Annotated in this window: 25 protein-coding genes; 16 read left to right on the top strand and 9 right to left on the bottom strand. The window is 69.1% G+C overall.

The features are described 5' to 3' along the window. Positions 1-51: 51 nt before the first annotated feature. The 6 genes from H4281_RS04390 to H4281_RS04365 all read right to left on the bottom strand — a co-directional run bounded on the left by H4281_RS04390 (position 52) and on the right by H4281_RS04365 (position 6,032). Entirely contained in the window at positions 52-1,107 is a 1,056-nt protein-coding gene (locus H4281_RS04390; protein ID WP_182889591.1) for a zinc-dependent alcohol dehydrogenase family protein, read from the bottom strand. Positions 1,108-1,360: 253 nt separating this feature from the next. Then, positions 1,361-1,711: a DISARM anti-phage system protein DrmE domain-containing protein gene (locus tag H4281_RS04385; protein ID WP_182889590.1), complete on the bottom strand. Its 351-nt coding sequence runs from the start codon at positions 1,709-1,711 to the stop codon at positions 1,361-1,363. A 72-nt stretch (positions 1,712-1,783) separates the two neighbouring features. Continuing rightward, complete coding sequence (locus tag H4281_RS04380; protein ID WP_182889589.1) at positions 1,784-2,602, bottom strand: LLM class flavin-dependent oxidoreductase; 819 nt, start codon at positions 2,600-2,602, stop codon at positions 1,784-1,786. Positions 2,603-2,730: 128 nt separating this feature from the next. After that, positions 2,731-3,414, bottom strand: a complete 684-nt coding sequence (locus tag H4281_RS04375; protein WP_009083739.1) for a metal-dependent transcriptional regulator — start codon at positions 3,412-3,414, stop codon at positions 2,731-2,733. A gap of 203 nt (positions 3,415-3,617) precedes the next feature. Next, positions 3,618-4,058, bottom strand: coding sequence for a GNAT family N-acetyltransferase (locus tag H4281_RS04370; protein ID WP_043830620.1), 441 nt, complete (start codon positions 4,056-4,058; stop codon positions 3,618-3,620). A gap of 396 nt (positions 4,059-4,454) precedes the next feature. Further along, a complete protein-coding gene (locus H4281_RS04365; RefSeq protein ID WP_182889588.1) occupies positions 4,455-6,032 on the bottom strand; it encodes an amidohydrolase in 1,578 nt (525 codons plus the stop codon). 47 nt (positions 6,033-6,079) lie between these two features. Between H4281_RS04365 and H4281_RS04360 the strand changes: the two genes are divergently transcribed. From H4281_RS04360 to H4281_RS04340, 5 genes are all read left to right on the top strand, one after another. After that, positions 6,080-6,823, top strand: coding sequence for an enoyl-CoA hydratase/isomerase family protein (locus tag H4281_RS04360; RefSeq protein WP_182889587.1), 744 nt, complete (start codon positions 6,080-6,082; stop codon positions 6,821-6,823). After that, the gene (locus tag H4281_RS04355) at positions 6,820-8,355 is read left to right on the top strand and encodes an ATP-dependent acyl-CoA ligase (RefSeq protein WP_182889586.1); all 1,536 of its coding nucleotides are present in this window, start codon (positions 6,820-6,822) and stop codon (positions 8,353-8,355) included. The genes H4281_RS04360 and H4281_RS04355 overlap by 4 nt, the downstream gene beginning before the upstream one ends. After that, positions 8,352-8,999, top strand: a complete 648-nt coding sequence (locus tag H4281_RS04350; protein ID WP_182889585.1) for a TetR/AcrR family transcriptional regulator — start codon at positions 8,352-8,354, stop codon at positions 8,997-8,999. Before H4281_RS04355 ends, H4281_RS04350 begins: the two co-directional genes overlap by 4 nt. A 46-nt stretch (positions 9,000-9,045) precedes the next feature. Further along, positions 9,046-9,366, top strand: a complete 321-nt coding sequence (locus tag H4281_RS04345) for a hypothetical protein (protein WP_182889584.1) — start codon at positions 9,046-9,048, stop codon at positions 9,364-9,366. 128 nt (positions 9,367-9,494) lie between these two features. Continuing rightward, the gene (locus tag H4281_RS04340; protein WP_182889583.1) at positions 9,495-10,184 is read left to right on the top strand and encodes a 4'-phosphopantetheinyl transferase family protein; all 690 of its coding nucleotides are present in this window, start codon (positions 9,495-9,497) and stop codon (positions 10,182-10,184) included. Between the two features lie 3 nt (positions 10,185-10,187). Here H4281_RS04340 and H4281_RS04335 read toward each other — a convergent pair whose 3' ends face one another. Both H4281_RS04335 and mihF read right to left on the bottom strand, forming a co-directional pair. Continuing rightward, a complete protein-coding gene (locus H4281_RS04335; protein WP_182889582.1) occupies positions 10,188-11,354 on the bottom strand; it encodes an isochorismate synthase in 1,167 nt (388 codons plus the stop codon). Positions 11,355-11,445: 91 nt separating this feature from the next. Continuing rightward, entirely contained in the window at positions 11,446-11,757 is a 312-nt protein-coding gene (gene mihF / locus H4281_RS04330) for an integration host factor, actinobacterial type (protein ID WP_050788348.1), read from the bottom strand. Between the two features lie 461 nt (positions 11,758-12,218). Here mihF and H4281_RS04325 point away from each other — a divergent pair, with 461 nt between their 5' ends. The 11 genes from H4281_RS04325 (at position 12,219) to H4281_RS04275 (ending at position 23,937) form a co-directional block, all read left to right on the top strand. Further along, positions 12,219-13,847: a long-chain fatty acid--CoA ligase gene (locus tag H4281_RS04325; RefSeq protein ID WP_182889581.1), complete on the top strand. Its 1,629-nt coding sequence runs from the start codon at positions 12,219-12,221 to the stop codon at positions 13,845-13,847. A gap of 99 nt (positions 13,848-13,946) precedes the next feature. Next, positions 13,947-15,251: an ABC transporter substrate-binding protein gene (locus H4281_RS04320; RefSeq protein ID WP_182889580.1), complete on the top strand. Its 1,305-nt coding sequence runs from the start codon at positions 13,947-13,949 to the stop codon at positions 15,249-15,251. Continuing rightward, positions 15,248-16,159 carry a carbohydrate ABC transporter permease gene (locus H4281_RS04315; protein WP_037810979.1) on the top strand — a complete coding sequence of 304 codons (912 nt, stop codon included), beginning with the start codon at positions 15,248-15,250 and terminating at the stop codon, positions 16,157-16,159. The genes H4281_RS04320 and H4281_RS04315 overlap by 4 nt, the downstream gene beginning before the upstream one ends. Then, positions 16,156-16,974, top strand: coding sequence for a carbohydrate ABC transporter permease (locus H4281_RS04310; protein ID WP_182889579.1), 819 nt, complete (start codon positions 16,156-16,158; stop codon positions 16,972-16,974). The genes H4281_RS04315 and H4281_RS04310 overlap by 4 nt, the downstream gene beginning before the upstream one ends. Positions 16,975-17,065: 91 nt before the next feature. Next, positions 17,066-17,536 (top strand): DUF4190 domain-containing protein, encoded by a 471-nt coding sequence (locus H4281_RS04305; protein ID WP_182889578.1) that lies wholly within the window; start codon positions 17,066-17,068, stop codon positions 17,534-17,536. A 551-nt stretch (positions 17,537-18,087) separates the two neighbouring features. Continuing rightward, a complete protein-coding gene (locus H4281_RS04300; protein WP_182889577.1) occupies positions 18,088-19,803 on the top strand; it encodes a TIGR03767 family metallophosphoesterase in 1,716 nt (571 codons plus the stop codon). Between the two features lie 51 nt (positions 19,804-19,854). After that, positions 19,855-20,256, top strand: coding sequence for a PaaI family thioesterase (locus tag H4281_RS04295; RefSeq protein WP_182889576.1), 402 nt, complete (start codon positions 19,855-19,857; stop codon positions 20,254-20,256). A gap of 74 nt (positions 20,257-20,330) precedes the next feature. Next, entirely contained in the window at positions 20,331-21,587 is a 1,257-nt protein-coding gene (locus tag H4281_RS04290; RefSeq protein ID WP_182889575.1) for a C39 family peptidase, read from the top strand. Between the two features lie 43 nt (positions 21,588-21,630). Continuing rightward, complete coding sequence (locus H4281_RS04285; protein ID WP_312872048.1) at positions 21,631-22,134, top strand: DinB family protein; 504 nt, start codon at positions 21,631-21,633, stop codon at positions 22,132-22,134. Positions 22,135-22,216: 82 nt separating this feature from the next. After that, positions 22,217-23,314: an S-(hydroxymethyl)mycothiol dehydrogenase gene (locus H4281_RS04280; protein ID WP_182889574.1), complete on the top strand. Its 1,098-nt coding sequence runs from the start codon at positions 22,217-22,219 to the stop codon at positions 23,312-23,314. A 92-nt stretch (positions 23,315-23,406) separates the two neighbouring features. Further along, entirely contained in the window at positions 23,407-23,937 is a 531-nt protein-coding gene (locus tag H4281_RS04275) for a gamma-glutamylcyclotransferase (protein WP_182889573.1), read from the top strand. Here H4281_RS04275 and H4281_RS04270 read toward each other — a convergent pair. Beyond that, positions 23,930-24,643 (bottom strand): class I SAM-dependent methyltransferase, encoded by a 714-nt coding sequence (locus H4281_RS04270; protein ID WP_182889572.1) that lies wholly within the window; start codon positions 24,641-24,643, stop codon positions 23,930-23,932. The two genes, H4281_RS04275 and H4281_RS04270, sit on opposite strands and share 8 nt — an antisense overlap. Between the last annotated feature and the right edge of the window lie 25 nt (positions 24,644-24,668).

Here is a 24,668-nt window from a genome sequence, read left to right as displayed (position 1 = left end):
GCCAGCTACAACTCGGACTCGCCACCGAGGGTGTTTGCCGGTCACCATTCGTCACCCGAACTCGACGACAGTTACCCCGGCCCGGGCGGGCACCGGATCACTCATCGCAGCAAGCGCCGCTGGCACCCCGTCCAGTCCGATGCGGGTGCCGATCAACCCGGCCAGATCGATGCCGGACCGCTCCACCACGCCCAGCAGTTCGGGGTACTCGTACGCCTGCAAGCCGTGGATCCCGACGATTTCCAGCTCTCCGCCGACCACCCGATGCATCGGAATCGGCGGCACTCCCTGGCTGGGCGGCATCAACCCGGCCTGCACGTGCCGGCCGCGCTTGCGCAAACTGCCCACCGAAGCCGCACAGGTGGCCGGAGAGCCGAGACAGTCCAGTGACACGTGCGCACCGCCGTCAGTGCGCTCACGGACGTATGCGGCCAACTCTTCGGGCCCGTCAAACGCGCTGGCGTCGACGCTCAACACAGCACCAGACCGCTCCGCCGCGGCACGCGCCTGCGGCGAGACGTCAACCGCAACCACCTTCGCACCAGCAGCGGTCGCCAAGAGGACCGCAGAGATGCCTACGCCGCCACAGCCGTACACAGAGACCCACTGCCCCGCGCGTACGCCGCCCTGACGCAACACTGCGCGGAAAGCCGTCCCGAAGCGGCAACCGAGCGCAGCAGCTTCCGCCGACGACATCGAGTCCGGCAACGCGACCAGGTTCGTCTGCGCGTGCTCGATGGCGACCTTCTCGGCGAACGAACCCCAGTGGGTCGCGCCGGGCTGGAACTCGTCGTCGCAGATCTGCTGGTCGCCCTTGGCGCACTGGGCACAGACACCGCACGCGCACACGAACGGGACGGTGACCCGGTCGCCCTTCGTCCAGCCCACGACGCCCGCACCGACCTCGACGATCCGCCCCGCGAGCTCATGCCCGGCCACATGCGGCAGCCGCACCGCCTCGTCGTGCCCCTGCCAGGTATGCCAATCGCTGCGGCACACCCCGGTCGCTTCGACCTCGATGACGACCCCGCCGTCGGGGGTCACCGGATCCGGTACTTCCCGCACTTCGGGAAGCACGCCGAACTCTTCGATCACGACCGCACGCATGGGTCCGATCGTAGAAGCCGCCTTGCGGGCCAGTGGCTTCAGCTCACCCGCGCGGGAAGCGCCCCCGCCAAGCCCGGCGCGCTCCTCGCGGAGGTCCGTGAAGGGCCCCTTGACGGAATCTGATTCCCCCCAAGGGGACCCTCACGGACTACCGCAGAAGCCGCGCGGGCAGGCCCGGGCGAACGCGGCGGACGACGGTGCGTAAGCGTCGGGATACGCTTGCGCGCTCGCCGTCCGCCGCGGCCGGGCGCGCTCAGGAGAGCGGCGGGCCCGGCTGATGGAACTGGCCGCGCGGACGCGGCGGGCCGAGCAGCCTGCGCAGCGATCCGTCCGGGACGCCGAGGATCTGCTCGAGATTTCGCAGTGCCCGCAAGGATTCCGGGCGTTCCGGGCGGCAGCGGCCGGACTGCCAGTGGCTCAATGTCGCGAGACTGACCGTGGTTCCCCTTCCCCGCAGCCGATATCTGATGCGTTCAAGGCCGAGCCCGCGGGCCCGGATGGCCGCGCGCAGCGCTTCGGCGAAGGGGCCGGTTTCGAGCAATTGCCCGAGATCCCGCCCTGTTGTACTCCCCCGGTCGATCGTCGGTGTTCGCTGACCGGTCATCGCACACGCTCCGAACCACGTCGCTGGGAAACCTCGGAGCGTAGGCCGGACAACGCATGATCGGAAGGGCTTTCACCCTTGTGCGGAGAGCGCCCGGGCAATCGCGGCAAACGGTTCCGCATAGCCGGAATTGACCGTGACACAGGAAATCCCCCACCGCTCTCGCCAGCGGAGAAGCATTTCCCCAGCGGCGTCAGGGTTTTCCGGCAGCACGGTGACAGCTTTCTCCGCGACCAGTTGCGGCACGTCAACCCCGGTGTAGCGGGCGAGCTGCGGAGAAGACTTGTCCCCGATCGCGGTGAGGTTCACCGCCAATTCGACGTCCCGGCTTCCCGCGAACGAGCGAAAAGTGTCCACAATGGAGTCAGCCTGGTCCTCGGTCGTGCGCGGTCCCCAGGAAAACGTCACGACGTCGGCGGTGCGCGCGGCGAGCGCGAGCATTTTGGGCCCGGAACCCGCGAGCAATAGCCGCGGCCGCTCGGGGCGCTGCGCAAGCACCTCGATGGTGTCCGCCAACCGGGCGACGCGTTCACCCGGCGAAAGGAACTCGCGGCCCAGCATCGCGGCGTGCTTGCCCGCGCCGGGATGGCCGACGCCCAGCCCCAGCAGGAAGCGGCCGCCCGTCGCCTGATGCAGTGAATCGGCCTGCCACGCGAGGGTCCGGGCGTCGCGGAACGGATCGGCCAGCACGAAGGTGCCGACGGTGAGCTTGCTGGTGACCGCGGCGGCGGCCGGAACGAGCGTCAACGGGTCGAGCCCGCCGACCGGGTCGGTCGCGAACATCGTGTCGAGACCCAGCTCCTCGATCCGGCGGGCCTGCGCGGTCCAGGACTCCAGATCCGGGGCGTACCCGGCGACGATGCCGAAGCGGAACGGCTTGGTAGTGGTCATGCCGACCATCGTCGGCGGGTTCGCCGCCGCACACATCCGCCCGGCAGCGACACTCGCGCGTACGCTCCTCAGCGCAGGCCTGGTGAGTGGCTACGCCGGTTCTCACCGGCGTGAACACTCACGAGCCCTCAGCGCAGGGTGACCGACAACGCCTGCGCGATCTCCTTGCCGATGGCGTGCGTGGCGGCGTCCGGCGGCTGTCCGACCTTCACCACCATCGGCCCGCCGAACGGTTGCCGCTCGACGACCTCGATGCGCTCGCCGAGCCCGATCGCGTGCTCGGTGAGGTAGCGCAGCAGGTCCGGGTCGGTGTCCCACACGCGGACGATCTCGCCGACCGCACCGGGCGGCAGGTCGTCCAGGATGCGCATCGGAAGTTCCTCGACGCTGCCGTCCGGAGCCGGGATGGGGTCGCCGTGCGGATCGCGCACGGGATTGCCGAGCTTGGCCGCGATCCGGTCGACGAGCCGATCGGAGACGGCGTGCTCCAGCGCGTCGGCCTCGGCGTGGACCTCGTCCCAGGTGTAGCCGAGTTCGGAGACGAGGTACGTCTCGATCAGCCGGTGCCTGCGCAGCACCGACCGCGCGAGCTGCCGCCCCTCCGAGGTCAGCTCGATGCCGCGGTAGGGCACGTGCGCGACCAGGCCGAGCTGCGAAAGCTTCGTGACCATCCCCGACGCCGACGACGGACTCACCTCAAGCCGCCCGGCCAGCGACGCGTTGGTGACCGCCTCGCCCCGTTCGACCAGTCCGTAAATCACCCGCACGTAGTCCTCGACCGACGACGACCTCCGGACGGAACCATCTCCCATGCCGCATACGATACGGGGCCCAGCCTGCCGGGGTCGGCCGGTCAGGGCGCTGGCGGCGGGCCGCGTGGTCTTGTCGCGAGGCGCCGGTCAGCGGTACTCAGGCACGGAGAACGTCGCGCGGCCGGCGACACCCGGCCATGCCCCGGTTCCCCGCCGTCGCGATCATCAGGCTCTTCACCACTGCCCGTCCCTCGACCGCCTGGTCACGGCCGCCAGCGGTAGCGGATCCAGCCCGGCACCGGCTCCGCGCCGAGTTGCGCGTAGAACGCCTCCGCCTTGGCGTTTCCAGCCTGCATGTCCCACTCGACGCGCCCCGTCGTGCGGGCGCGGAGTGCGTCGAGCAGTTCCCTGCCCAGCCCGTGCCTGCGGTGCTCCGGACGGATGAACAGATCGTCCAGCCAAATGCCGGGACGACCTTCCCACGTGGAGAAATTCCAACTGCAGAAGGCGAATCCCGCGACGACGTCCGGACGTCCCGGCGGCGTGCACATCAGCACCCACGCCTTCGGCTCCGGACCGAACAGGTGGCTGCTCATCTCGGCGCGGTCGAGTTTGAGGTCGTGCTTGTCCTCGTAGACCGCGTGTTCCTCGATGAGGCTGCAGATCTCCTCGACGTCCTCGAAGACGGCATCGCGAACGGGCATCGGGCACCCCTTTTTTTGTCGGTGGTGGCGGCTACGGTGCAGGTATCAGAGCAGGGCAGCAGGAATCCGGCGCGGCGGAGCCGGTGCGGAGCGGTACGAGACGGGAGGAGCTGGTGACGGTTGATCGGTGAATCGACAAGTGAATAGGCGCGTGAGCCGACCGGGGAGCGGCCAAGCGGTGGCGGGCATGCACGCCAACCGCTGGGCAGCGAAGACCGCGCAAGCTGCTCGCCGAACCGCGGGGAGCACGCGGGCAAGCCGCCGAACCGCGGGGAGCGCGCGGGCAAGCCGCCGAACCGCGGGGAGCACGCGGGCAAGCCGCCAAGCGGTGGCGAGCATCCAAGCCAACTGGCAGGCAAACCAGCCCGCCAGCCGACCGCGACACCGCCATCCCCATCACGCGGCCTCGTACCGGAGCTCTCCGCCCACCACCGTGCCGAGCACGCGAGCGTCCTCCACAGTGGACAGTGGGTCCGCGGACAGCACCACGAAATCCGCGAGCTTGCCTGGGTCCAAGGTGCCGAGGTAGCTCTCCGCGAAGGTCGCGTAGGCCGAGCCGTACGTGTAGGCGCGCAGGGCTTCCGCCGGGGTCAGCGCTTCTTCTACCGCGAACGGTTCGCCGGTGGACGTGCGGCGGTGGACCATGTCGGCGAGGCCCAGCAGTGGGGCGCCGTCGACGACGGGGCGGTCTGAGCTGGCGGGCAGGACGCATCCGGCGTCCAGGACGCTGCGGAGGCGGTAGCACCACGGCACGCGCGCTTCGCCGAGAGCCGCGCGCATGCCGTCGCCTAGCTCGTTCACGAACCGGCCTTGCGGGGAGGCGATCAGGCCCAGCGAGGCCAGGCGGGTCAGCTCCGCGGGCGGGAGTACGGCGCAGTGTTCGATGCGGTGCCGGTGGTCGGGGCGCGGGTTGGCGGCCAGGGCGGCTTCGTAGGCGTCCAGGACTGCCGTGATGGCCCGGTCGCCGATGGCGTGGGTCGCGATTTGCCAGCCGGCGTCGTGGGCTTGGCGGATGGTGCGCGCCAGCTCGTCCTCGGGTACCTGGAAGTAGCCGCGGTTGTCCGGTTCGCCGTCGAACGGTTCGTGCATCGCGCAGGTGCGGCCGACCAGCGAACCGTCGGCGAAGAGTTTCATCGGGCCGATCCGCAGCCACTCGTCGCCGAGGCCGGTGCGCAGGCCCAGGTCCAGTCCGAAGCCTGCGCCGTCGGGCAGGTCGTGCAGGACACTCGCGGCGACCATCACCGTGCCGCGCACTCGCAGGACTCCGCGTTCGCGCGCGAGCTGGTACGCGGCCAGTTCCGCAGGGGTCTCGCCGACCAGGCCGCCGCCGATTCCGGCTTCCTGGACGCTCGTGATGCCCTCCGACAGGTACTGCCGGCTCGCCCGGTCGAGACCTCGGACCACCGATTCGAGCGGCGTCGGGTACGTCAGCGGGCGCAGCAGCAACTGCGCCTGCTCGCGCAGCAGACCGGTCGGCGAGCCGTCGGCGGACTGGACTACGTCGCCGCCCACAGGGACGTTCGCGAGGTCCAGCCGGTCCAGCACGGCGGTGTTGACCAGCGTCATGTGGCCGGACGTGTGCTTGAGCCGCACGAGCATGCCGGGGGCGGCGCGGTCGAGGCCGTGCCGGTCGGGGTGTTCGCCGCCGGCGAGTTTGTTCTGGTCGTAGCCGCTGCCGACGACCCAGCTCCCGGCGGGCAGTTCGGCCGCGCGCCGCGCCACCGCGTCGTAGATCTCGTCGACGCTGCGGCAGTCGCTGAGCGGCACGTCGTCCAGGCCCATGCCGAACCAGGCCATGTGGTTGTGCGCGTCGTGGAATCCGGGCGCGACGAAACCCCCGCCGAGATCCACCCGGCGACGGGCGGACAGTTCGCGCGCGTCGTCGCCCAGCGCCACGATCCGGCCGTGCAGCACCGCCAGCGCGGTGTCGCCGGTGACCAGCCTGGCGTTTTCGTACACCGCGTCAACCTGCATGCCTCCGACACTATCGATCGATCGATCGAACGTCTAGGCTCCCCTCCATGAGCACCGTTGACCTGGCCGTCGAGGGCGGCATCGCGCAGATCCGGCTGAATCGGCCCGAGCGGCTCAACGCCGTCGCGCCCGTGCTGGTGGACGACTTCCTCACCGCACTGGAGGAGGTCGCGCACAGCGCCGCCCGCGTCGTCCTGCTCACGGGCAACGGCCGCGCCTTCTGTGCCGGGCACGACCTGAAGGAACCCACCCCCGAGGGTGACTCCCGGGCGAGGCTGGAGCGGCTCCAGGACGTCACGCGCCGGCTGCGCGCGCTGCGTCAGCCGGTGATCGCCGCCGTCCACGGGTACGCGATCGGCGCGGGCGCGGAGTTCGCGCTGGGCTGCGACCTGATCCTGGCCGCCGAGGACGCGGTGTTCGCTTTCCCCGAGGTGTCGCTGGGGCTGAGCGTCACCGGTGCCGCCTCGAGACTGCTCCCGCTGCTGGTCGGACCGGTCAAGGCGAAGGAACTGCTGCTGCTCGGCGACCGGTTCGACGGCCGCCGCGCGCACGACCTCGGCCTGGTCAACGCCGCCGTGCCAGCGGACGAGCTGATGCCCCTCGCGCTCGGCTGGGCCGAGAAGATCGCCCACCACCCGCCGGAGGCCGCCGCGATGGCGAAGCGGGCGCTGGACGCCGGGATCGACCACGCCTTCGATTCAGCGCTGGAACTCGAGGTCACCCATGCCCTGATCACCGAGCACTCGGCCGCCGTCCGCGAGTCGACCGAAGCGTTCCGGAGCCGGGCGTGACTCCGCTGCAGAACGTCGACACGCTGGTCGCCCTGGTCACGCGCGCCGCGCAGCTCTGGCCGGAGCGCACCGCGTGGATCTTCGACAGCACCGGCGCCCGGTTCACCTTCGCCGAGGTCGACGACCGCAGCGGACGCCTGGCGAAAGCGCTCCAGGACCAAGGCATTCAGGCAGGCGACCGGGTCGCGGTGATGCTCCGCAACGAGCCGGAATTCCCGCTCATGTGGCTCGCGCTCGCCAAACTCGGCGCCGTTCTGGTTCCGGTGAACATCAACTACCGCGAATTCGACGGCGCACACGTCCTGCGCCACTCCGGCGCACGCCTGGCGGTAGCCGCCGAAGAGTTCGTGGAACTGCTGGAGAAAATCGCGCCGGAAACGGCCGTGGAACGCGTCCTCACGCCGGACGCGCTGAAGTCGGAAACACGCTGCGAACCGGAATCGGTGGTCGCCGAACAGCCGGTCAACATCCAGTACACCTCGGGCACCACCGGCGCGCCGAAGGGCTGCGTGCTGCCGCATCGTTACTGGACCACGCTCGCGATCGGACTAGCCACCGACTTCCCCGCCGTCAGCGAAGACGACGTTCTGCTTACCGCGCAACCGTTCCACTACATTGATCCACAGTGGAACGTCGCACTCGCGCTGGCCGCCGGAGCGACGCTCGTCGTACTGGACCGCTTCCACCCGTCCACTTTCTGGGCGAAGGTCCGCGAGCACGAGGTCACCTGGTTCTACTGCCTCGGCCTGATGCCGACGCTGCTGCTGCGCCAGCCTCCGCATCCAGACGACCGGAACCACCGCGTCCGCGCGATCAGCGCGTCGGCGATCCCGCCGGACCTGCACGCTCAGCTGGAAGAACGCTGGGGCGTGCCGTGGTACGAGGCGTTCGGGATGACCGAGACCGGCGGGGACATCCGGGTTTCCGAGTCCGATCACGATGCCGCGGTGGGCACCGGCTGCATCGGACGGCCGAGCCGCGACCGCGAGGCGATGATCGCCGGCGAGGACGGGAAACCGTTGCCTCGCGGGGAAACCGGCGAACTGCTGATCCGTGGCATCGGGTTGATGCACGGCTACCACGAGGATGCCGAAGCGACCGCGCGCGCCTTCGCGGGCGGCTGGTTCCACACCGGCGACCTCGCCCGGATGGACGACGAGGGCCGGGTCTACTACCTCGGCCGCACCAAGGACATGATCCGGCGCAGCGGCGAGAACATCTCCGCCGACGAGGTCGAGCGCGCGCTGCTGCAGCATCCGAAAGTGCAGCTCGCGGCCGTCCTCGCGGTGCCGGACGAGCTGCGCGGCGAGGAAGTGAAGGCGTACGTCGTGTGCGGCGAGAACCGGCCGTCGCCCGAGGAGCTGGCGGAGTTCTGCGCACAGCAACTGGCGTACTTCAAGGTGCCGAGGTTCTGGACGTTCGCGGACGACCTGCCGCGCACGCCGTCCGAACGCGTCGCGAAGGGCGAGCTGAGGAAGGTCGCGGACCTCCGAGCCGGTTCCTGGGACCGGAGCACCGGGGAGTGGCGATGAGCAGCGCCGAACGCGTCCGGGCCGCGGCCGTGAAACTGTTCGCCACCAAGGGTTTCCACGGCACAGGCATTCGGGATCTGGCCCAGGAAGCCGAACTTTCTTCGGCGACGCTCTACCACTACATGGGCACCAAGGAAGATCTTCTTGTCGAGATCATGACGACCTCGCTGCACCGGCTGATCGACGCGGTGGCGAAGGCCACCGCGGGCAGCGACGATCCGGTGGTCCGGATGCGCACGCTGGTCGCGCTGCACGTCCTCGCGCATGCCGCCCAGCCGGGCGAAACCCGGGTGGTGGACAACGAAGTCGACGCGCTTTCGGCTCCGGCGCGTGCCCGGGTCGTCGCGCTGCGGGACGAATACGAGCAGTTCTGGGCGAAGGCGATCGAGGACGGCACCGCGGCGAACGTGTTCCACACCGCACAACCGGCCGTGACGCGGCTCGCATTGCTGGAAATGTGCAGCGGCGTGGCCAGGTGGTATTCGCCGAAGGGCCCGCTCAAGCTCGAAGACCTGGCCACGCACTACGCGGAGCTGGCATTGCGGGCCCTCGGACATCCGGTCGCGATGCGTGCGCACGACCTCCGGCAATGCCTCGAAGTGGTCGCCCAGGTGTGGGACTTGCCTGTCCAAGAGGGCTTTTAGCGCCATACGCCTTGCTCAGACGGCGAACGTGGGGGACGCTCGAAGGGTGACTGAGCAAACGATCCAACTCGAACTGGACGACTCGGGTCTCTCTCCTGGCCTGCCCGCACCTTCAAACCCGCGCGATCAGGTCCAGGACGTGCCGTATCGACCAGTCGAGTTTCGTGACGACGACCTGCCCAGCGCGCTCGAGCGCTGTGCAGTATGGCTGCGCCAAGCGCAGGAGTGGCTGGGAGAACCGCTCGACGTCCTCGCGATCCACCTAGACTACGACGAGCGACAGGGTTCGCCCTACTACGATGTGAAGCTGCTTTGCAATGAGGAGGACCTAGCCGGGGTCCCCATCGCAATGCGCAACAACAAGTAGCACTCGTCATCCACGCCGCGAAGGCCCTCTCGGACTCCGAGGGGGCCTTCGCCGCGTTCGCGGATAGGGGCATGACAAACCGCGGCGCACCCCGGCAAGATCGGAGGCGGACGAGGGAGGGTATGCCGGTGACCGAAATCGTGGTGCGCTGGTCCGAACCGCTGCCTGCGGAGGACCGCTACCTGAAACTGCTGGACGACCTGGAGCGCGGCCGCTACGACGCGTACCGGCTCGAAATCGACCAGCGCCGCTTCCTGACCGGCCGGGTGCTCGCGAAGACCCTCGTCGCGGAACGGCTCGGGGACGCGGCGGAGTCCGTGCGCTTCGACGCGACCTGCGACGACTGCGGCAAACCGCACGGCCGTCCGCGCGTGCCGGGCTCGGACCTCGTGCTGTCGATCTCGCATTCGGGCGATCTGATCGGCCTCGCGGTCGCTGACGGCGTGCCAGTAGGCCTCGACGTCGAGACCGCCAGCCGCAAGGCGGACGCCTCGCTCGTCGAGTACGCGCTGAGCCCGGCCGAACGGGAAGCCGTCGCGGGCCTGTCGGACGAGGAGCGTTCGGCGGCCTTCTTCATCTACTGGACGCGCAAGGAAGCGGTGATGAAGGCCACCGGCAAGGGCCTGAAGATCCCGCTGCAGAGCATCACGTTCTCCCGCTACGACGCCCCGGCCGAGCTGGTCGCGTCCGGTGACGAGGCGCTGGACCCGGCGCGGACCCGGCTCGCCGACCTCAAGGCGGCCGACGGGCACCGGGCGGCGGTCGCGGCGTTGACCTCGGACAGCCTGAGCGTCACCGAGGAGCACTGGCTGCCGTAAACCTCACGACGCGCTGTCGTCCAGCCCCATCGCGCCGAGCAGCGTGCGGAACTTCGCGATCGTCTCCTGGTACTCGGTGTCCGGATCCGACGCGGGCACGATGCCGCCGCCCGCGAAGAGCCGCATCGACGTCTCAGCCACCTCGGCGCACCGGATCGCGACGGCCCATTCGCCGTCTCCCGCCGCGTCGACCCAGCCGACCGCGCCCGCGTAGTACCCGCGGTCGAACGGCTCCAGTTCCTTGACCAGGTCGCGCGCGGCGACAGTCGGGGTGCCGCAGACCGCCGGCGTCGGATGCATCGCGGCGGCGAGGTCGAGTGCGGTCACCGAACGGTCCGTCAGCTCACCGGTGATGGACGTCCGCAGATGCCAGATGGCGGGCGTGGAGACCAGCTCAGGACCGGCCGGGACGTCGAGCTTGCGGCAGAACGGCCGCAGCGACTCGACGACGTAGTCGATCACCAGGTCGTGCTCTTCCCGGTCCTTCGCGGACGCCAGGAGGGCTTCGCCGTTGGCCCGGTCGGTCTCCGGATCGGCCGAACGCGGCATCGACCCGGCGTGCGGGGTCGTGAACACGGAGTCGCCCGTGCGGGAAAGCAGCAGCTCAGGGGTGGCCCCGACGAGGGTGCGGCCGCCCGGCAGTTCGGCGGCGTAAGTGAAATGGCGCGGGTTACCGCGCGCGAGGTTGCGCACGATCCCCTCGACCGGGATCGGCGCGTCGAATTCCAGCTCCAGCGCGCGGGCCAGGACGGCTTTGCGCAGGTCACGGTCGCGCAGAGCGGCGACGGCCGCCCGCACGTTCTCGCGGTGGCCTTCGGCGGAGGGAAGCCGCCGGGTGGCCGCCGGAGCGGGCAGGTCGGCGGCGGGCGGCACGGCCGGGGTCTCGGCGTCGGCCTGGGCGCGATGCACCGTCCGGGGCAGCACGAGGTGCCCCGGCGAGGCAGCGCCGGGTCCGGTGTCGAACGGCAGCACGCCGACGGCGAGCGGCACGCCGGAACGGTCCAGCTCGGCGGCTGCCGAGCGGGCGAGGCGGCGTGGGTCGGCGTCGGTGACGGTTCCGAGCGCACCGCGGGCGAGCAGGGCGCGCCGGGCGGTCGCGAACAAGAAGTCGCCACGCTGGTAGCGGACGGTGGTCTGCGCCGGGGTCGCCGGCGCGGTACTGGTCGTCACTTCACCAGCGTCTCAGGATCCGGGAGCGCCGCGGGGAAAGTGTCGCCGGTGCAACACACCGCGCACCTTCCCCGCGGCCGCCGGATCAGCGTTACTTGAGCGCGTCGATCAGCGCTTCGCGCTGCCGTTCGCCCAGGCCCGCGGCCCGGCGGTCGGGGTCGATCCCCGCCTGCTCGAGCAGCGCGGCGACCTTGACCGCACCGAGGCCGGGCACCGCCTTGAGGAGCTGCGTGACCTTCGTCTTGCCGATGGTCTTGTTCTCCTTGGCCTGCTTGAGCACCGACTCGATGCTCTCCTTGCCGGACTTGATCGAAGCGAGCAGCTCCGAGCGCGCCTTACGAGCCTCTGCCGCCTTGGCGAGGGCCTCGGCGCGCTGCTCCGGAGTCAACGTGGGCAGAGCCAACGTAATGTCCTTTCCTCTCAGGTCTCCGCTTTCGCGGCCGACGGTCTCAGCCGATGCTTGCAGCTGCAAGCGCTGGCCAGCCGTCACTTACCACGGCCCCAGTAAACGCCACGTGCCCGCGGTACGCGCAACCGACACGCACTTATCACCCGTCGACGGGCGCGGCGGACCTGCGCGAGGGGACCCCTCGCGACCTGTGAAAACGGCCTCGAAGGGCTCATTTCCGCCCCCATTACCTCACCCGAACGGGAGTGTATTTCGACGCAGTTAACACAACGCATTTTCTTGTCCCGCAACAGGAATCGCGACAGAAGTGGATCATGAAAGCGCGGGGCCGCCACCCGATGGCGGGAGAGGGCCGACAAGCCGTGACCGAACTTGTTCGTGCCCGATCCGGCGGATCCGCATTAGAGTCGGGCGCACCCCAGTTCACCGGCGAACGAGCACCACGGGAGTCACCCATGTTGAGCACGATGCAGGACGGACAGCTGTCGCTCGCGAAGCTGCTGCGCCACGGCACGAAGGTGCACGCGAAGAGCGAAGTCGTCACCTGGACCGGTTCAGAAGCCCGCCGGGAGACCTACGCGGAGCTCGGCAAGCACGCCGCCCGGCTCGCGAACGCGCTGCGCGGTCTCGGCGTCACCGGCGACCAGCGGGTCGGCACGTTCATGTGGAACAACGCCGAGCACCTCGCCGCCTACCTCGCGGTGCCCGCCATGGGCGCGGTGCTGCACACGCTGAACATCCGGCTGTTCCCGGAGCAGCTGGTCTTCGTGGCGAACCACGCGGAGGACCACGTCATCATCGTCGACGGGACGCTCGTGCCGCTGCTGGCGAGCAACCTGCCGGGGATGAAGACGGTCAAGCACGTCGTCGTGGCCAACGGCGACGCGTCCGCGCTGACCGCGCCCGAGGGCGTCACCGTGCACTCCTACGACGTGCTGCTGGCCGGCCAGTCCGACGAGTTCGACTGGCCGGAGATCGACGAGCGGGCCGCGGCCGCGATGTGTTACACCTCCGGCACCACGGGCGACCCGAAGGGCGTCGTCTACTCGCACCGGTCGATCTGGCTGCACTCGATGCAGGTCTGCATGACCGACAGCATGCGGCTCGCCCAGGAGGACCTGGCTCTGGCGATCGTGCCGATGTTCCACGCGATGTCGTGGGGCCTGCCGTACGCGGCGATGATGGTCGGGGCCTCGCTGCTGATGCCGGACCGGTTCCTGCAGCCCGCCCCGATCGCCGCGCTGCTGGCCGCGGAGAAGCCGACCTTCGCCGCCGCGGTGCCGACGATCTGGCAGGGCCTGCTCGCGCACCTGGACGCGAACCCGCAGGACATCAGCCACGTGCGCGAGGTGGTCGTCGGCGGGTCGGCCGCGCCGCCGTCGCTGATGCACGCCTTCGAGGAGCGCTACGACGTGCCGATCCTGCACGCGTGGGGCATGACCGAGACGTCGCCGCTGGGCAGCGTCGCACGTCCGCCCGCCAGCGCGACCGGCGAGGAGCGCTGGGCCTACCGCTACACCCAGGGCCGGTTCCCGGCGTCCGTAGCGGCCCGGCTGATCGGCGACAACGGCGAGGAACTGCCGTGGGACAACGAGGCGGTCGGCGAGCTGGAGGTCTCCGGTCCGTGGATCGCGGGTGCTTACCACGGCGGGTCCGATATCGACCCGGAGAAGTTCCACGACGGCTGGCTGCGCACCGGTGACGTCGGCAAGATCAGCCCGGACGGCTTCCTGACCCTGACCGACCGCGCCAAGGACGTGATCAAGTCCGGCGGCGAGTGGATCTCGTCGGTGGACCTGGAGAACGCGGTGATGGGCCATCCGGCGGTAGCCGAGGCGGCGGTCGTCGGCATCCCGGACGAGAAATGGGACGAACGCCCGCTGGTCGCCGTCGTGGTGAAGGAGGGCCAGCAGGTCACCGCCGAAGAACTGCGCGAGTACCTGTCGGACAAGGTCGCGAAGTGGCAGCTGCCGGAGAACTGGACGTTCGTGGAGGAGGTGCCCAAGACGAGTGTCGGCAAGTTCGACAAGAAGCGGCTGCGCGCGTCCTACTCCGAGGGAAAGCTCGACATCTCACACCTCTGAGCGGTAAATCTCCGGCGAGTTGTCGGCCTGGGAAGGGCTCCGTGCGGGAATCTGTTGGACGCAAGGAGTCCTTCCCAGCACGTCGGAGGAGAACTGGGGATGCAGCAGCGAAGCAGGAGGGCGTTCCTGTCGTTGGCGGGAACGGCGGCGGTGGGCGCGGTCGCGGCCGCGTGCGGGTCGAACACCGGGCGTCCTGGGGATCCGCCGCCGTCCACGGCGATGTCGGCGGGAGCCTCGACCCCGTCGCAGGCCCCGAAGGCCACGCTGCAGCAGTGGTACCACGCCTACGGCGAGGACGGCGTGCAGCAAGCCGTCAAGAACTACGCGGCCAGCTATCCGGGCGCGAAGGTCAACGTGGTGTGGAACCCCGGCGACTACGACTCGAAGATCGTCACCGCGCTGCAGAACAGCCCGGTGCCGGACGTGTTCGAGGCTCAGGTGAAGATCGACTGGGTCCGGCAGAACCAGGTGGTGCCGCTCGACGACATCATCGGGCCGGTCAAGAACGACTTCAGCCCCGCCGTGCTCGCCGCGCAGACCGTGGAGGGCAAGGTCTACGGCATTCCGCAGGCCACCGACACGCAGGTCCTCTTCTACCGCAAGAGCATGCTGCAGGCCGCGGGCGTGCAGCCGCCGCAGACCGTGGACGAGCTGATCGACGCCGCGAGCAAGCTGTCGAAGGACGGCGTGAAGGGGTTCTTCGCGGGCAATGACGGCGGCGTCGGCACGCTCACCGGGCCGCTGCTGTGGTCGGCCGGGCTGGACTACCTGAAGAACAACAATCGCGAGGTCGGCTTCGACGATCCGCGCGCGGCCGCCGCGTTCAGCAAGCTGCACACGTTGAACGCCAACGGTTCCCTGCTGCTCGGCGCGCCCGCCGACTGGTCGGACCCCGGCGCGTTCGTCGACGGGCTCTGCGCGATGCAGTGGACCGGGCTGTGGAACGTCCCGAAGATCCGCGACGCGCTCAACGACGACTTCGGCGTGCTGCCGTTCCCGAAGCTGGACGACAGCGGCAAGCCGTCGGTCCCGGTCGGCGCGTACGGTGCGATGGTCAATGCGAAGAGCGCGCACGTCAACGAGGCCAAGGCGTTCGTGAAGTGGCTGTGGATCGACCAGACCGACAGCCAGCTGGAGTTCGCCACCCGCTATGGCTTCCACGTGCCCGCCCGGCAAAGCCTGATCGACAAAGCGCAGACGCTGCAAAGCGGTCCGGCCGCGGACGTGGTGAAGTTCGTCAAGGAGAACAGCCACCTCATCGGCGGTCCAGTGTGGACGCAGACGTCGAACACCGCGCTGTCGGACGCGGTCGCGAAGATCGCCAAGGAGGGTGCGGATCCGGTGGCGCAGACGAAGGCCGCGGTGACCGTCGCGCAGGCCGAGCTGAAACGCCTGTTCGGATGAAGCTGTCCCGGAAAACCCGGGACACGCTGGCGTTCTGGGGGTTCGTGGGTCCGTTCCTGCTCGGCCTGGCGATCTTCGCCTACGTGCCGATCGGGTGGAGCCTGTACCTGTCGTTCTTCGACGCGCGCAACACGGTCACCCCCAGCGTCTTCGTCGGACTGGACAACTACGCGCACATGCTCTCCGACGGCCCGTTCGTCGCGAGCCTCGGCACGTTCAGCGTGTTCGCCCTCTTTATCGTGCCGCTGACGTTCGTGCTGTCGCTGGCGTTGGCGGTCGGCGTGAACCAGTTGCGGTTCGCGAAGGCGTTCTTCCGCTCGGTGTTCTTCCTGCCGTTCGCGTGTTCGTACGTGGTGGCGTCGCTGATCTGGAAGACGTCGCTGTTTTCCGGCGTCCGCTACGGTCTCGCGAACACCGTGCTCGGCGTCTTCGGCATCGACCCGGTGGCGTGGACCGGCACCGTGCACCCGCCGCTGTACTGGGTCGTGCTGGTGACCGCCCGGCTGTGGCTGCAGCTCGGCTTCTACATGATCCTGTTCCTCGCCGCACTGCAACGGATTCCGCAGCATCTGTACGAAGCGGCGTGGCTCGACGGAGCGAAGCCCGGCTGGCAGGTGTTCCGGCACATCACCCTGCCGCAGCTGCGCGCGACGTCGGTGGCCGTGCTGCTGCTGAATCTGATCAACGCCTACCAGGCGTTCGACGAGTTCTACAACATCATGGGCGATTCCCGGGGTTACCCGCCGTTCGCGCGGCCGCCGCTGGTGTACCTCTACTACACCTCGCTCGGCTCCGGCGGCCAGGATCTCGGCCGCGGCAGCGCGGGCGCGATCATCCTGGCGCTGCTGATCGCCGTGGTCACCCTCCTCCAGGGCAAGCTCTTCCGGTTCGATCGGAGCGCGACATGATCCGCGCGGTGCTTCGCTGGACAGCGCTCGCGGTGTCCGCGATCCTCTTCCTGCTGCCGTTCTACCTGTTGCTGCGCAACGGTCTCGCCTCGCGCGCGGAGCTCACCGCGCCGGGCTGGACGCTGTGGCCGAAGCAGATCCACTGGGAGAATTTCACGAAGCTGTTCGACCAGCAGGACGTGCCGTTCGCGCGCAGCATCGTGAACTCGGTCGTCGTCGCGGTGCTGCAAACCGCGGGCCTGCTGGTGGTGTGCTCGCTCGCCGGCTACGGCCTGGCGCGGGTGCCCTACCGCTACTCGAAGCCGGTGTTCTACGCGGTGCTGGCGACGCTGATGATCCCGACCTCGGTGACGTTCGTGCCGAGTTTCGTGGTGGTGTCGACGCTCGGCTGGCTCTCGGATTTCCGCGGCCTGGTCATCCCCGGCCTGTTCAGCGCGTTCAGCGTTTTCCTGTTCCGGCAGTACTTCCTGGACTTCCCGAAGGAACTGGAGGACGCAGGCCGCGTCGACGGCCTGTCCCGCTGGGGCGTCTTCCGCAAGATCGTGGTGCCAAACTCTCGGGGCTTCTTCGCCGCGATCGCGGTGATCACCGTCATCGGCAGCTGGAACGCGTTCCTGTGGCCGCTGATCATCGCGCAGTCGCCGGACTCGTGGACGGTGCAGGTCGCCCTGTCCGGGCTGCTGACCGCGCAGAACCCGCAGCTGAACCTGCTGTTCCTGGCCGCGGTGCTGTCGATCGTGCCGATCGTGCTGCTCTTCGCGTTCCTCCAGCGATATCTGGTGCGCGGGGTCACCGAATCCGGGTTGAAAGGCTGAAAACCGTCACATCGACCGGCGACCGCGCGTAACGTTTCGCCGTTAGCCGCCGACGACTCACCGTCGCCACAGTCGCAGCAGGAGTGCAGCCATGACGGACCCGTACCAGCAGCAGCCCTATCCCGGCCAGGACCCGGCGCAGGGGCATCCTTCCGGGCCGGTGCCCTCGCCGGGGTATCCGTCCGGGCCCACGCCCGCGCCCGGATACGGTCAGCCGCCGGTGCCTTACGGGACGCCGATGTACGGGGCGCCGTATGGGGCTCCGTACCCGGGGGCCGCGCCGTTGAAGACGAGCGGGCTCGCGATCGCCGGGATGGTGGTCGGGATTGTCGCGTTGATCTTCTTCTGGGTGCCGTTCTTCGACGTGGTCGCGGCTATCACGGCGATCGGGTTGTCCTGGGCCGGGATGGTGCAGGGCGGGAAGCCTGGATGGACTGGGCAGGGGATGGGGATCGCCGGGTTGGTCTGCGGGATCCTGGCGGCTATCCCGGCGGTGATCTTCTTAGTGTGGTTCTTTGTGTCGTTGTCCGCTGTTGGGGCTACTTGCGCGTTTTACTGCTGAGGATCGGCGTCTGCTCGTCGCCTGGCGGCGACATTGCACCCGGTCGTGCGGCGGGCACCCCGAAGCTTGATGGTGATGACGGACGGCAGGTGCTTGTCAAGGCGGGAAAGATGCCTTGACAAGCACCTGCCGTCCGCATTTTGGCTTCGTATCGGGGTGCGGGGGCGGGCTGGGTGCCTCGATCGCTGGGAGCACCGGTGCGCTTCGCGGTGGTTGGGGCTTGCGCCCCAATGTGGCGTTGGGTGCATGCGACGCACCCAATGTGGCGTTCGGTGCGTCTGACGCACCCAACGTGGCATTGGGGCATGGCGGCGGGGCGTGAAGGGCCCATTGAGGGAATCTAAGTCCGTGAAGGAGCCCTTCACGGACCGCTTGCCGCCGTGATCTCGCCCTCCGTTCGGCGGTAGTGGCACCCGTCTCCGTGTGACAGAGTCTCCCGCATTGTCACGGCAAATGTGAGAGACCTTCGCGTTCTGCTTCGGCGTAGTTCACCGGCCCGTCATGGGGGTCCGGGAGCGTGCGAGGGGCCGGCGAGACGGGGAGCGAAAAACATGGCGGAACTGACCAGGCGGGCGTTCACCACCGCGGGTGCGGCTGGGGTGGGGTTGCTGCTGTGCACTCCCACGGCCAATGCGCTGGACCGTGCGTTGAGGCGGACCACGCAGCGGGCCGTGCGGACTGCTGGGACCACGCTTGACCAGGCCGCTTCCGGGGCGGCCACGGGGTACTCGCGGCTTTCCGCCGGGCCGGGCTGGCCGGTCGCTGTCCGGGCGGATCTGGTTGAGGGCAAGACTGGCCGGGACGACCGGCGGACTGCGCTCGGGGCGTTCGTGCAGTTCACTGACCTGCACATCACCGACACCGAATCGCCTGCTCGGTTCGAGTATCTGCATCCGTTCATCGGGTCCGCGCATCGGCCGCAGGAAACGCTGGGCACGGTGGCGACCAGTGCGCTCGTCAAGCGGGTCAACAGTTTGCGCGCGGGACCGTTCACCGGGCGGCAGTTCGACTTCGTCATGACCACCGGCGACAACACCGACAACCACGAGCTGCTCGAACTCGACTGGTTCCTCACCACACTCAACGGCGGCGCGATCACGCCCAACTCCGGCGACCCGAACCGCTACGAGGGTGTGCAGGCGTCGGGCAATCCGGAGTTCTGGAATCCGGGCACGCGGCTCGCCAACGACTACACCAAGAAGGGCTTTCCGCAGATCCCCGGGCTGCTCGAAGCCGGGATCGCGTCGTTCACCGCGCCGGGATTGAACCTGCCCTGGTACTGCACGTTCGGCAATCACGACGACAGCGTCGTCGGCACGCTGCCGGAGGGTATCCCGGGCATCGAGGGCTGGTACACCGGCAAATACAAGGTCATCGGCAAGGACGAGAGCAGCGCGCGCAAGCTCGGCACCGCCATTCAGCAAGGCAAGAGCGTGCCGCTCGCCGAGTTGTTCGGCGGCGGCACCATTCGCGAGGTCACGCCGGATCCGCGGCGGCGTCCGTTCAGTACCTCGGAGTTCGTCAAAGCGCATCTGGCCGCGAAGAACACCGGGCCCGGGCCGGTCGGGCACGGCTTTACCGACGCCAACTCCGACGGGCGCGACGTCTACTACACCTTCCGGATCGCGCCCGGCGTCACCGGGATCAGCCTCGACACCACCACGCAGGGCGGGTTCGCGGACGGTTCGATCGGGCTCGCGCAGTTCAACTGGGTCGAGGCGACGCTCAAGCGCAACAGCTCGACGTATTACGACTTCTTCGGCCGCAAGGTCACCCACTCCGTGACCGACGAGCTGTTCGTCGTCTTCAGCCACCACACCAGCGGCACCATGGGCAACCTCCTGCCCGACGCGCGCCATCTGCTCGACCCGCGGCTGGGCGGCGACACGTTCGTCGCGATGTTGCAGCGCTTCCCGAACGTCGTGGCGTGGGTCAACGGGCACACCCACCTCAACAAGATCACCCCGCACGTCGGCAAAACCCCGACGCAGAGCTTCTGGGAGATCAACACTGCCAGCCACATCGACTTCCCGCAGCACGCGCGGATCATCGAACTGGCCGACAACCACGACGGCACGCTGTCGGTGTTCACCACGCTCATCGAGGCCGACGCCCCGTACGCCGTCGACTACTCCGCCCGGACCCCCGACGCGCTCGCCTCGATGTACCGCGAGTTCTCCTACAACGACATCCACGCGAACCTCAGCCACGTCGGCGAAGCGGGTGACCGCAACACCGAACTGCTGCTGACCAACCCGCTCAGCTGATTACCCGCGAGGTAATCGACGCCACGCGCCGGCTGCGGTTGACTGCTCGGCATGACCGACGTCGAAGGCACGCAGCTGTTCCACAAGACGATGCCGTTCAGCGAGCGGCTCGGCATCGAGGTGCTGGAGCACGGCCCGGACCTGGTCCGCAGCCGGCTCGCGTGGGACGAATCGCTGTGCACGCTCGGCGGCGTGCTGCACGGCGGGGCGCTGATGGCGCTGGCCGATTCGACCGGCGCCGTCTGCGCGTTCCTCAATCTTCCCGAGGGCGCGCAGGGCACGACGACGCTGGAGTCCAAGACGAACTTCCTGCGCGGCGTCCGTTCGGGGTATGCCACGGCGTCGGCCAAACCATTGCACGCCGGGCGCCGCGTGGTGGTGGTCGAGACCGAAATCCGCGACGACGACGGCAAGCTCGCGGCGAAAATCACCCAGACGCAAGCAGTGTTGTAGCGGCGGCTCTTTACTTACCCGCCCCGGAAGGCGAAAATCTTTGGCTACCACTGGGGTCTGGGGACGGAGCCGGAATGCGGGTTCGCGGGTTGGTCACGTTACTGTCCATCGTCATGCTCACGGCTGGTGCGGCACAGGCCGCCGCGGAACCGCAGCACGCGCGCAACGACGAGGCCATCGACTATCACGAGTGGTCGTCCGGCTCGTTCTTCGCGGGCAGGCTCGACGGGCTCGGCTTCGGCTACGGCGGCCTGCGGATCACGCATCCGATCGGCAGCGTCGCGCACACCGAACCGGGGCTCGGCACCACACGCACCTACGACTACGGCACCTGGACGTCGCCGAAGTACCGGCAGGGCTTCGACGCGACCCAGCTGATCGCGTCGTGGAACGCACGCACCCCGGCCAAGACCTGGCTTGAAGTGCAGGCGCGCGGCCGGACCTCGGCTGGGGCCGAGACCACGTGGTACACGATGGGCCGCTGGGCCAGCGGGGACGCGGATATCCACCGCACCAGCGTCGACGGGCAGAGCGACGACAACGCCTCGGTCGACGTCGACACGCTCGCCACGAAGGCAGGCGTCACGCTGCGCTCGTACCAGCTGCGCGTGACGCTCTACCGCGAGCAGGGTTCGCCGACCACGCCGACGCTGTCCTCTCTCGGCGCGATGACCTCGAACGTTCCGGACCGGTTCGACGTACAGACCACCAAGCCCGGCCGGGCGCGCGGGATCGAGCTGAAGGTGCCGCCGTTCGCCCAGAACATCCACAAAGGACAGTTTCCGCAGTACGGCGGCGGCGGAGAGGCTTGGTGCAGCCCGACCTCGACCGAGATGGTCGCCGAATACTGGGGACGCAAGCCGACCGCGGAGCAGATGGACTGGATCCCGGCGGACTACCAGGACCGGTCGGTCGTCTACGCCGCGCGCGGCACCTACGACTACGCGTACGACGGCACGGGCAACTGGCCGTTCAACACCGCGTACGCCGCTTCGCTTGGCTTGCGCGGGCACATCACGCGACTGCACGACCTCAACGAACTCGAGGGCTACATCGCACGCGGCATCCCGGTGATCACCTCGCAGTCGTTCCTGGCCAGCGAACTCGACGGCGCGGGCTACGGCACGGCCGGCCACCTGATGGTCGTCGTCGGCTTCACCCAGGCGGGCGACGTGATCGCGAACGACCCGGCGTCCAGCTCCGACGGTCGCGTGCGCACGGTGTACAAGCGGGACCAGTTCGAGAAGATCTGGCAGCGCACGAAGCGGCACACGGAGAGCGGCGCGGTGGCTGGCGGACCGGGCGGTGTGGTTTACCTGATCACGCCGTAAACGCGCTGGTTCGCCTCGCGGTTTCGCGGCTACAGTCCAGCCCGTGACTGAGCCTCCGGATTCACTGTCGGACCCTCGCGAGCTGCTGCTCGCTTACCTCGACTACTACCGGGACACGCTGCTGCGCAAGCTGGACGGCCTGTCCGAGACCGAGCTGCGCATCAGCAGGCTTCCGTCGGGCTGGACTCCGCTGGAGTTGCTCAAGCACCTCGCGTTCGTGGAGCGACGGTGGCTGCGCTGGGGATTCATGGGCGAGCACGTGGATCCAGTGTGGGGCGAGAACGACCCCGAGACCGGGAAGTGGTCGGTCGGGGCGGACGAATCGGCCGAGTCGGTCCGGACCCTCTTCCGGGAGGAATGCGCGGCCTCTCGCGCGATCGTGTCCGGTGCGCGGCTTGCGGACATCGCCCGCGGTGGCGGCCGCTTCGGGCCGGGGCAGCCGCCTGCGTTGAGCTGGATCCTCTTTCACGTGCTGCAGGAGTACGCGCGGCATGTCGGGCAGCTCGACGTGGTGCGCGAACTGGCCGACGGGGCGACCGGCGAGTAGCGACCGATCCGGGCTATGGCGACATGCGCATGATCCGTGATTAGCTGCCCGCGAGATGCCGTCGCGGTGAAAGGTTGTGCGCATGCCGTACGAGGTCCAGGGAGTCGTGTCGCGGGCCAAGGGTGAGCCGGTCACGCTCGAGACGGTGGTGGTGCCCGATCCCGGACCGGGCGAGGCGGTCGTCTCGGTGCAGGCCTGCGGGGTCTGCCACACCGACCTGCACTATCGCGAGGGCGGGATCAACGACGAGTTCCCGTTCCTGCTCGGCCACGAGGCCGCGGGACGGGTCGACAAGGTCGGCGCGGGCGTCACCGATCTCGCGCCCGGCGACTACGTGATCCTCAACTGGCGCGCGGTCTGCGGCACCTGCCGGGCCTGCAAGCGCGGCAAGCCCTGGTACTGCTTCTCGACTTTCAACGCCGAGCAGCCGATGACGCTCACCGACGGCACGAAGCTGTCGCCCGCGCTGGGCGTCGGAGCGTTCCTCGGCAAGACGCTCGTCCACAGTGGACAGTGCACCAAGGTCGACGAGCGGGCCGAACCCGCCGTCGCCGGGTTGCTGGGCTGCGGGGTGATGGCGGGCCTGGGCGCGGCCATCAACACCGGCTCGGTCGGGCGCGGCGATTCAGTCGCGGTGATCGGCTGCGGCGGGGTCGGCGACGCGGCCATCGCGGGCGCGCGGCTGGCCGGGGCGACCACGATCGTCGCGATCGACACCGACGACCGGAAGCTCCAGTGGGCCAAGGACTTCGGGGCCACGCACACGGTCAACAGCCGCGGCCTGAGCGAGGAGGACGTGGTCGCCGCGATGCAGGACGCGACGAACTCGTTCGGCCCGGACGTCGTGATCGACGCGGTCGGCCGTCCGGAAACCTGGCGGCAGGCGTTCTACGGCCGCGACCTCGCGGGCACCGTCGTGCTCGTCGGCGTGCCGACGCCGGACATGAAGCTGAACGACCTGCCGCTGATCGACTTCTTCTCGCGCGGCGGTTCGCTGAAGTCGTCGTGGTACGGCGACTGCCTGCCGTCGCGGGACTTCCCGATGCTGGTCGACCTGTACCTGCAAGGCAGGCTGCCGCTGGACAAGTTCGTCACGGAGCGGATCGGCGTCGACGGCGTGGAGCAGGCTTTCGAGCGGATGCACCACGGCGACGTACTGCGCAGCGTGGTGGAGTTCTGATCCTTTTCGCCGACGCGGACTATCCGGCCGACCCGTACCCGGGCACGCGGCCGGACTGTTCGTACGTACACCTCGACGGCGCGGGACACGCCTTGGACACCGCGCCGCCGGGGTGGCGTTCGCGCACGCCGGTGCTCGCGTACGGGTCGAACGCCTGTCCGTCGAAGATCACCTGGCTGCGCACCCAGCTCGGCCTGACCGGGCCGGTCGTCGCGGCGCGCGTTCAGTGCACCGGGCTCGCCGCGGTGTGGGCCGCCGGGCTGCGGCAACGCGACGGCCAGCGCCCGGCGACGCTCACCGCGCTGCCGGGCGTGACGGAGGACCATTTCGTCTGGTTCGCGACGCCGGAACAGCTGGCGGTGCTGGACGTCTGCGAGGGCCGCGGTAACCGGTACGACTTGGCGATGCTGGACAACGCCGACATCCGGCTGGACGGCGTGCTGCTTTCCGGAGTGCACGCTTACGTCGGTGCCGCGCCGGTCCGTTTTCCGTTGCTGGTCAACGGGTCCCCGGTCCGCGTCGCCGAAGTCGCCCAGGCGGACGCGGCGTTGCTCACTGGCGAACCGGCGGCCGGACACGGCCTCGCCTGCACCGTCCTGCCGCCGGAGCGCACCTTCAGCTGATCCGCGGGTCTGGAATCGCGCGCACGGTCAGGAAGCCCAGCGGCTCCTGCGCCAGCCGGGCATGGCGTTCCGGATCAACCGCGGCTGAGGCCTCGGGCGGTCGTCCCTCGCGCAGCTGCTCGATCAGGAATCCGGCCTCGCGCAGTTCCTCGCAGGTGCGTTCCAGCGGAGCCAGCCAGTACCGCACCTTCCAGCCGCGGCTCCAGACCTCCTCGATCACCCGGACCTCGAAGTAGTTGCCGCCGTGCCGGAGCCAGTCACCGGTCGGATGCTGCCTCGACAGCACCAGTGCACCACCTGGCCGCAGTACCCGGCGGAACTCGCGCAGCGCGCCGACCCGGTCGTCCACGTACTCCAGCGCGAGGGCGAACAGCACCTGGTCCACCGACTCGTCCGGCAGCCAGCTCAACGGTTCTGCCAGGTCCTGGACGCGGAACTCGCCCGCCGGCACCCGCTCCCGGCTCAGCTCGACCATGCGCGGGCTGAGGTCGAAGCCGGTCACCCGTGCGCCGCGAGCGGTCAGTTCTTCGGCGTAGAGGCCAGGACCGCACGCGGCGTCGAGGACGTGCTGACCGGCGACGTCGCCCAGCAATTCCAGGCAGGCCGGGCGGTCGTAGTGCGCGTTGTAGAACCCGTTCTGCGCGTGGTCGAGGAATTCGTCGGCGAACACTTCGTATTGCGGAAAGGAACCCACTGCATCGCTCACCCGCGCCAGTCTGCCCGCGCGGGCG

The sequence above is a fragment of the Amycolatopsis dendrobii genome (assembly GCF_014145675.1).
Taxonomy (GTDB): domain Bacteria; phylum Actinomycetota; class Actinomycetes; order Mycobacteriales; family Pseudonocardiaceae; genus Amycolatopsis; species Amycolatopsis dendrobii.
Note: the sequence above shows the minus strand (reverse complement) of the source record. Positions and strands in the feature narration are given on the sequence as shown.

Bases quoted from the DNA above. Each gene is read 5' to 3' on its own strand.
- H4281_RS04350 (WP_182889585.1), top strand. From the start codon at position 8,352: ATGAGCAGCGCCGAACGCGTCCGGGCCGCGGCCGTGAAACTGTTCGCC.
- H4281_RS04325 (WP_182889581.1), top strand. From the start codon at position 12,219: ATGTTGAGCACGATGCAGGACGGACAGCTGTCGCTCGCGAAGCTGCTG.
- H4281_RS04380 (WP_182889589.1), bottom strand. From the start codon at position 2,602: ATGACCACTACCAAGCCGTTCCGCTTCGGCATCGTCGCCGGGTACGCC.
- H4281_RS04375 (WP_009083739.1), bottom strand. From the start codon at position 3,414: ATGGGAGATGGTTCCGTCCGGAGGTCGTCGTCGGTCGAGGACTACGTG.
- H4281_RS04295 (WP_182889576.1), top strand. From the start codon at position 19,855: ATGACCGACGTCGAAGGCACGCAGCTGTTCCACAAGACGATGCCGTTC.
- H4281_RS04315 (WP_037810979.1), top strand. From the start codon at position 15,248: ATGAAGCTGTCCCGGAAAACCCGGGACACGCTGGCGTTCTGGGGGTTC.
- H4281_RS04365 (WP_182889588.1), bottom strand. From the start codon at position 6,032: ATGCAGGTTGACGCGGTGTACGAAAACGCCAGGCTGGTCACCGGCGAC.
- H4281_RS04280 (WP_182889574.1), top strand. From the start codon at position 22,217: ATGCCGTACGAGGTCCAGGGAGTCGTGTCGCGGGCCAAGGGTGAGCCG.
- H4281_RS04360 (WP_182889587.1), top strand. From the start codon at position 6,080: ATGAGCACCGTTGACCTGGCCGTCGAGGGCGGCATCGCGCAGATCCGG.
- H4281_RS04300 (WP_182889577.1), top strand. From the start codon at position 18,088: ATGGCGGAACTGACCAGGCGGGCGTTCACCACCGCGGGTGCGGCTGGG.
- H4281_RS04385 (WP_182889590.1), bottom strand. From the start codon at position 1,711: ATGACCGGTCAGCGAACACCGACGATCGACCGGGGGAGTACAACAGGG.
- H4281_RS04370 (WP_043830620.1), bottom strand. From the start codon at position 4,058: ATGCCCGTTCGCGATGCCGTCTTCGAGGACGTCGAGGAGATCTGCAGC.
- H4281_RS04390 (WP_182889591.1), bottom strand. From the start codon at position 1,107: ATGCGTGCGGTCGTGATCGAAGAGTTCGGCGTGCTTCCCGAAGTGCGG.
- H4281_RS04305 (WP_182889578.1), top strand. From the start codon at position 17,066: ATGACGGACCCGTACCAGCAGCAGCCCTATCCCGGCCAGGACCCGGCG.
- H4281_RS04320 (WP_182889580.1), top strand. From the start codon at position 13,947: ATGCAGCAGCGAAGCAGGAGGGCGTTCCTGTCGTTGGCGGGAACGGCG.
- H4281_RS04310 (WP_182889579.1), top strand. From the start codon at position 16,156: ATGATCCGCGCGGTGCTTCGCTGGACAGCGCTCGCGGTGTCCGCGATC.
- H4281_RS04290 (WP_182889575.1), top strand. From the start codon at position 20,331: ATGCGGGTTCGCGGGTTGGTCACGTTACTGTCCATCGTCATGCTCACG.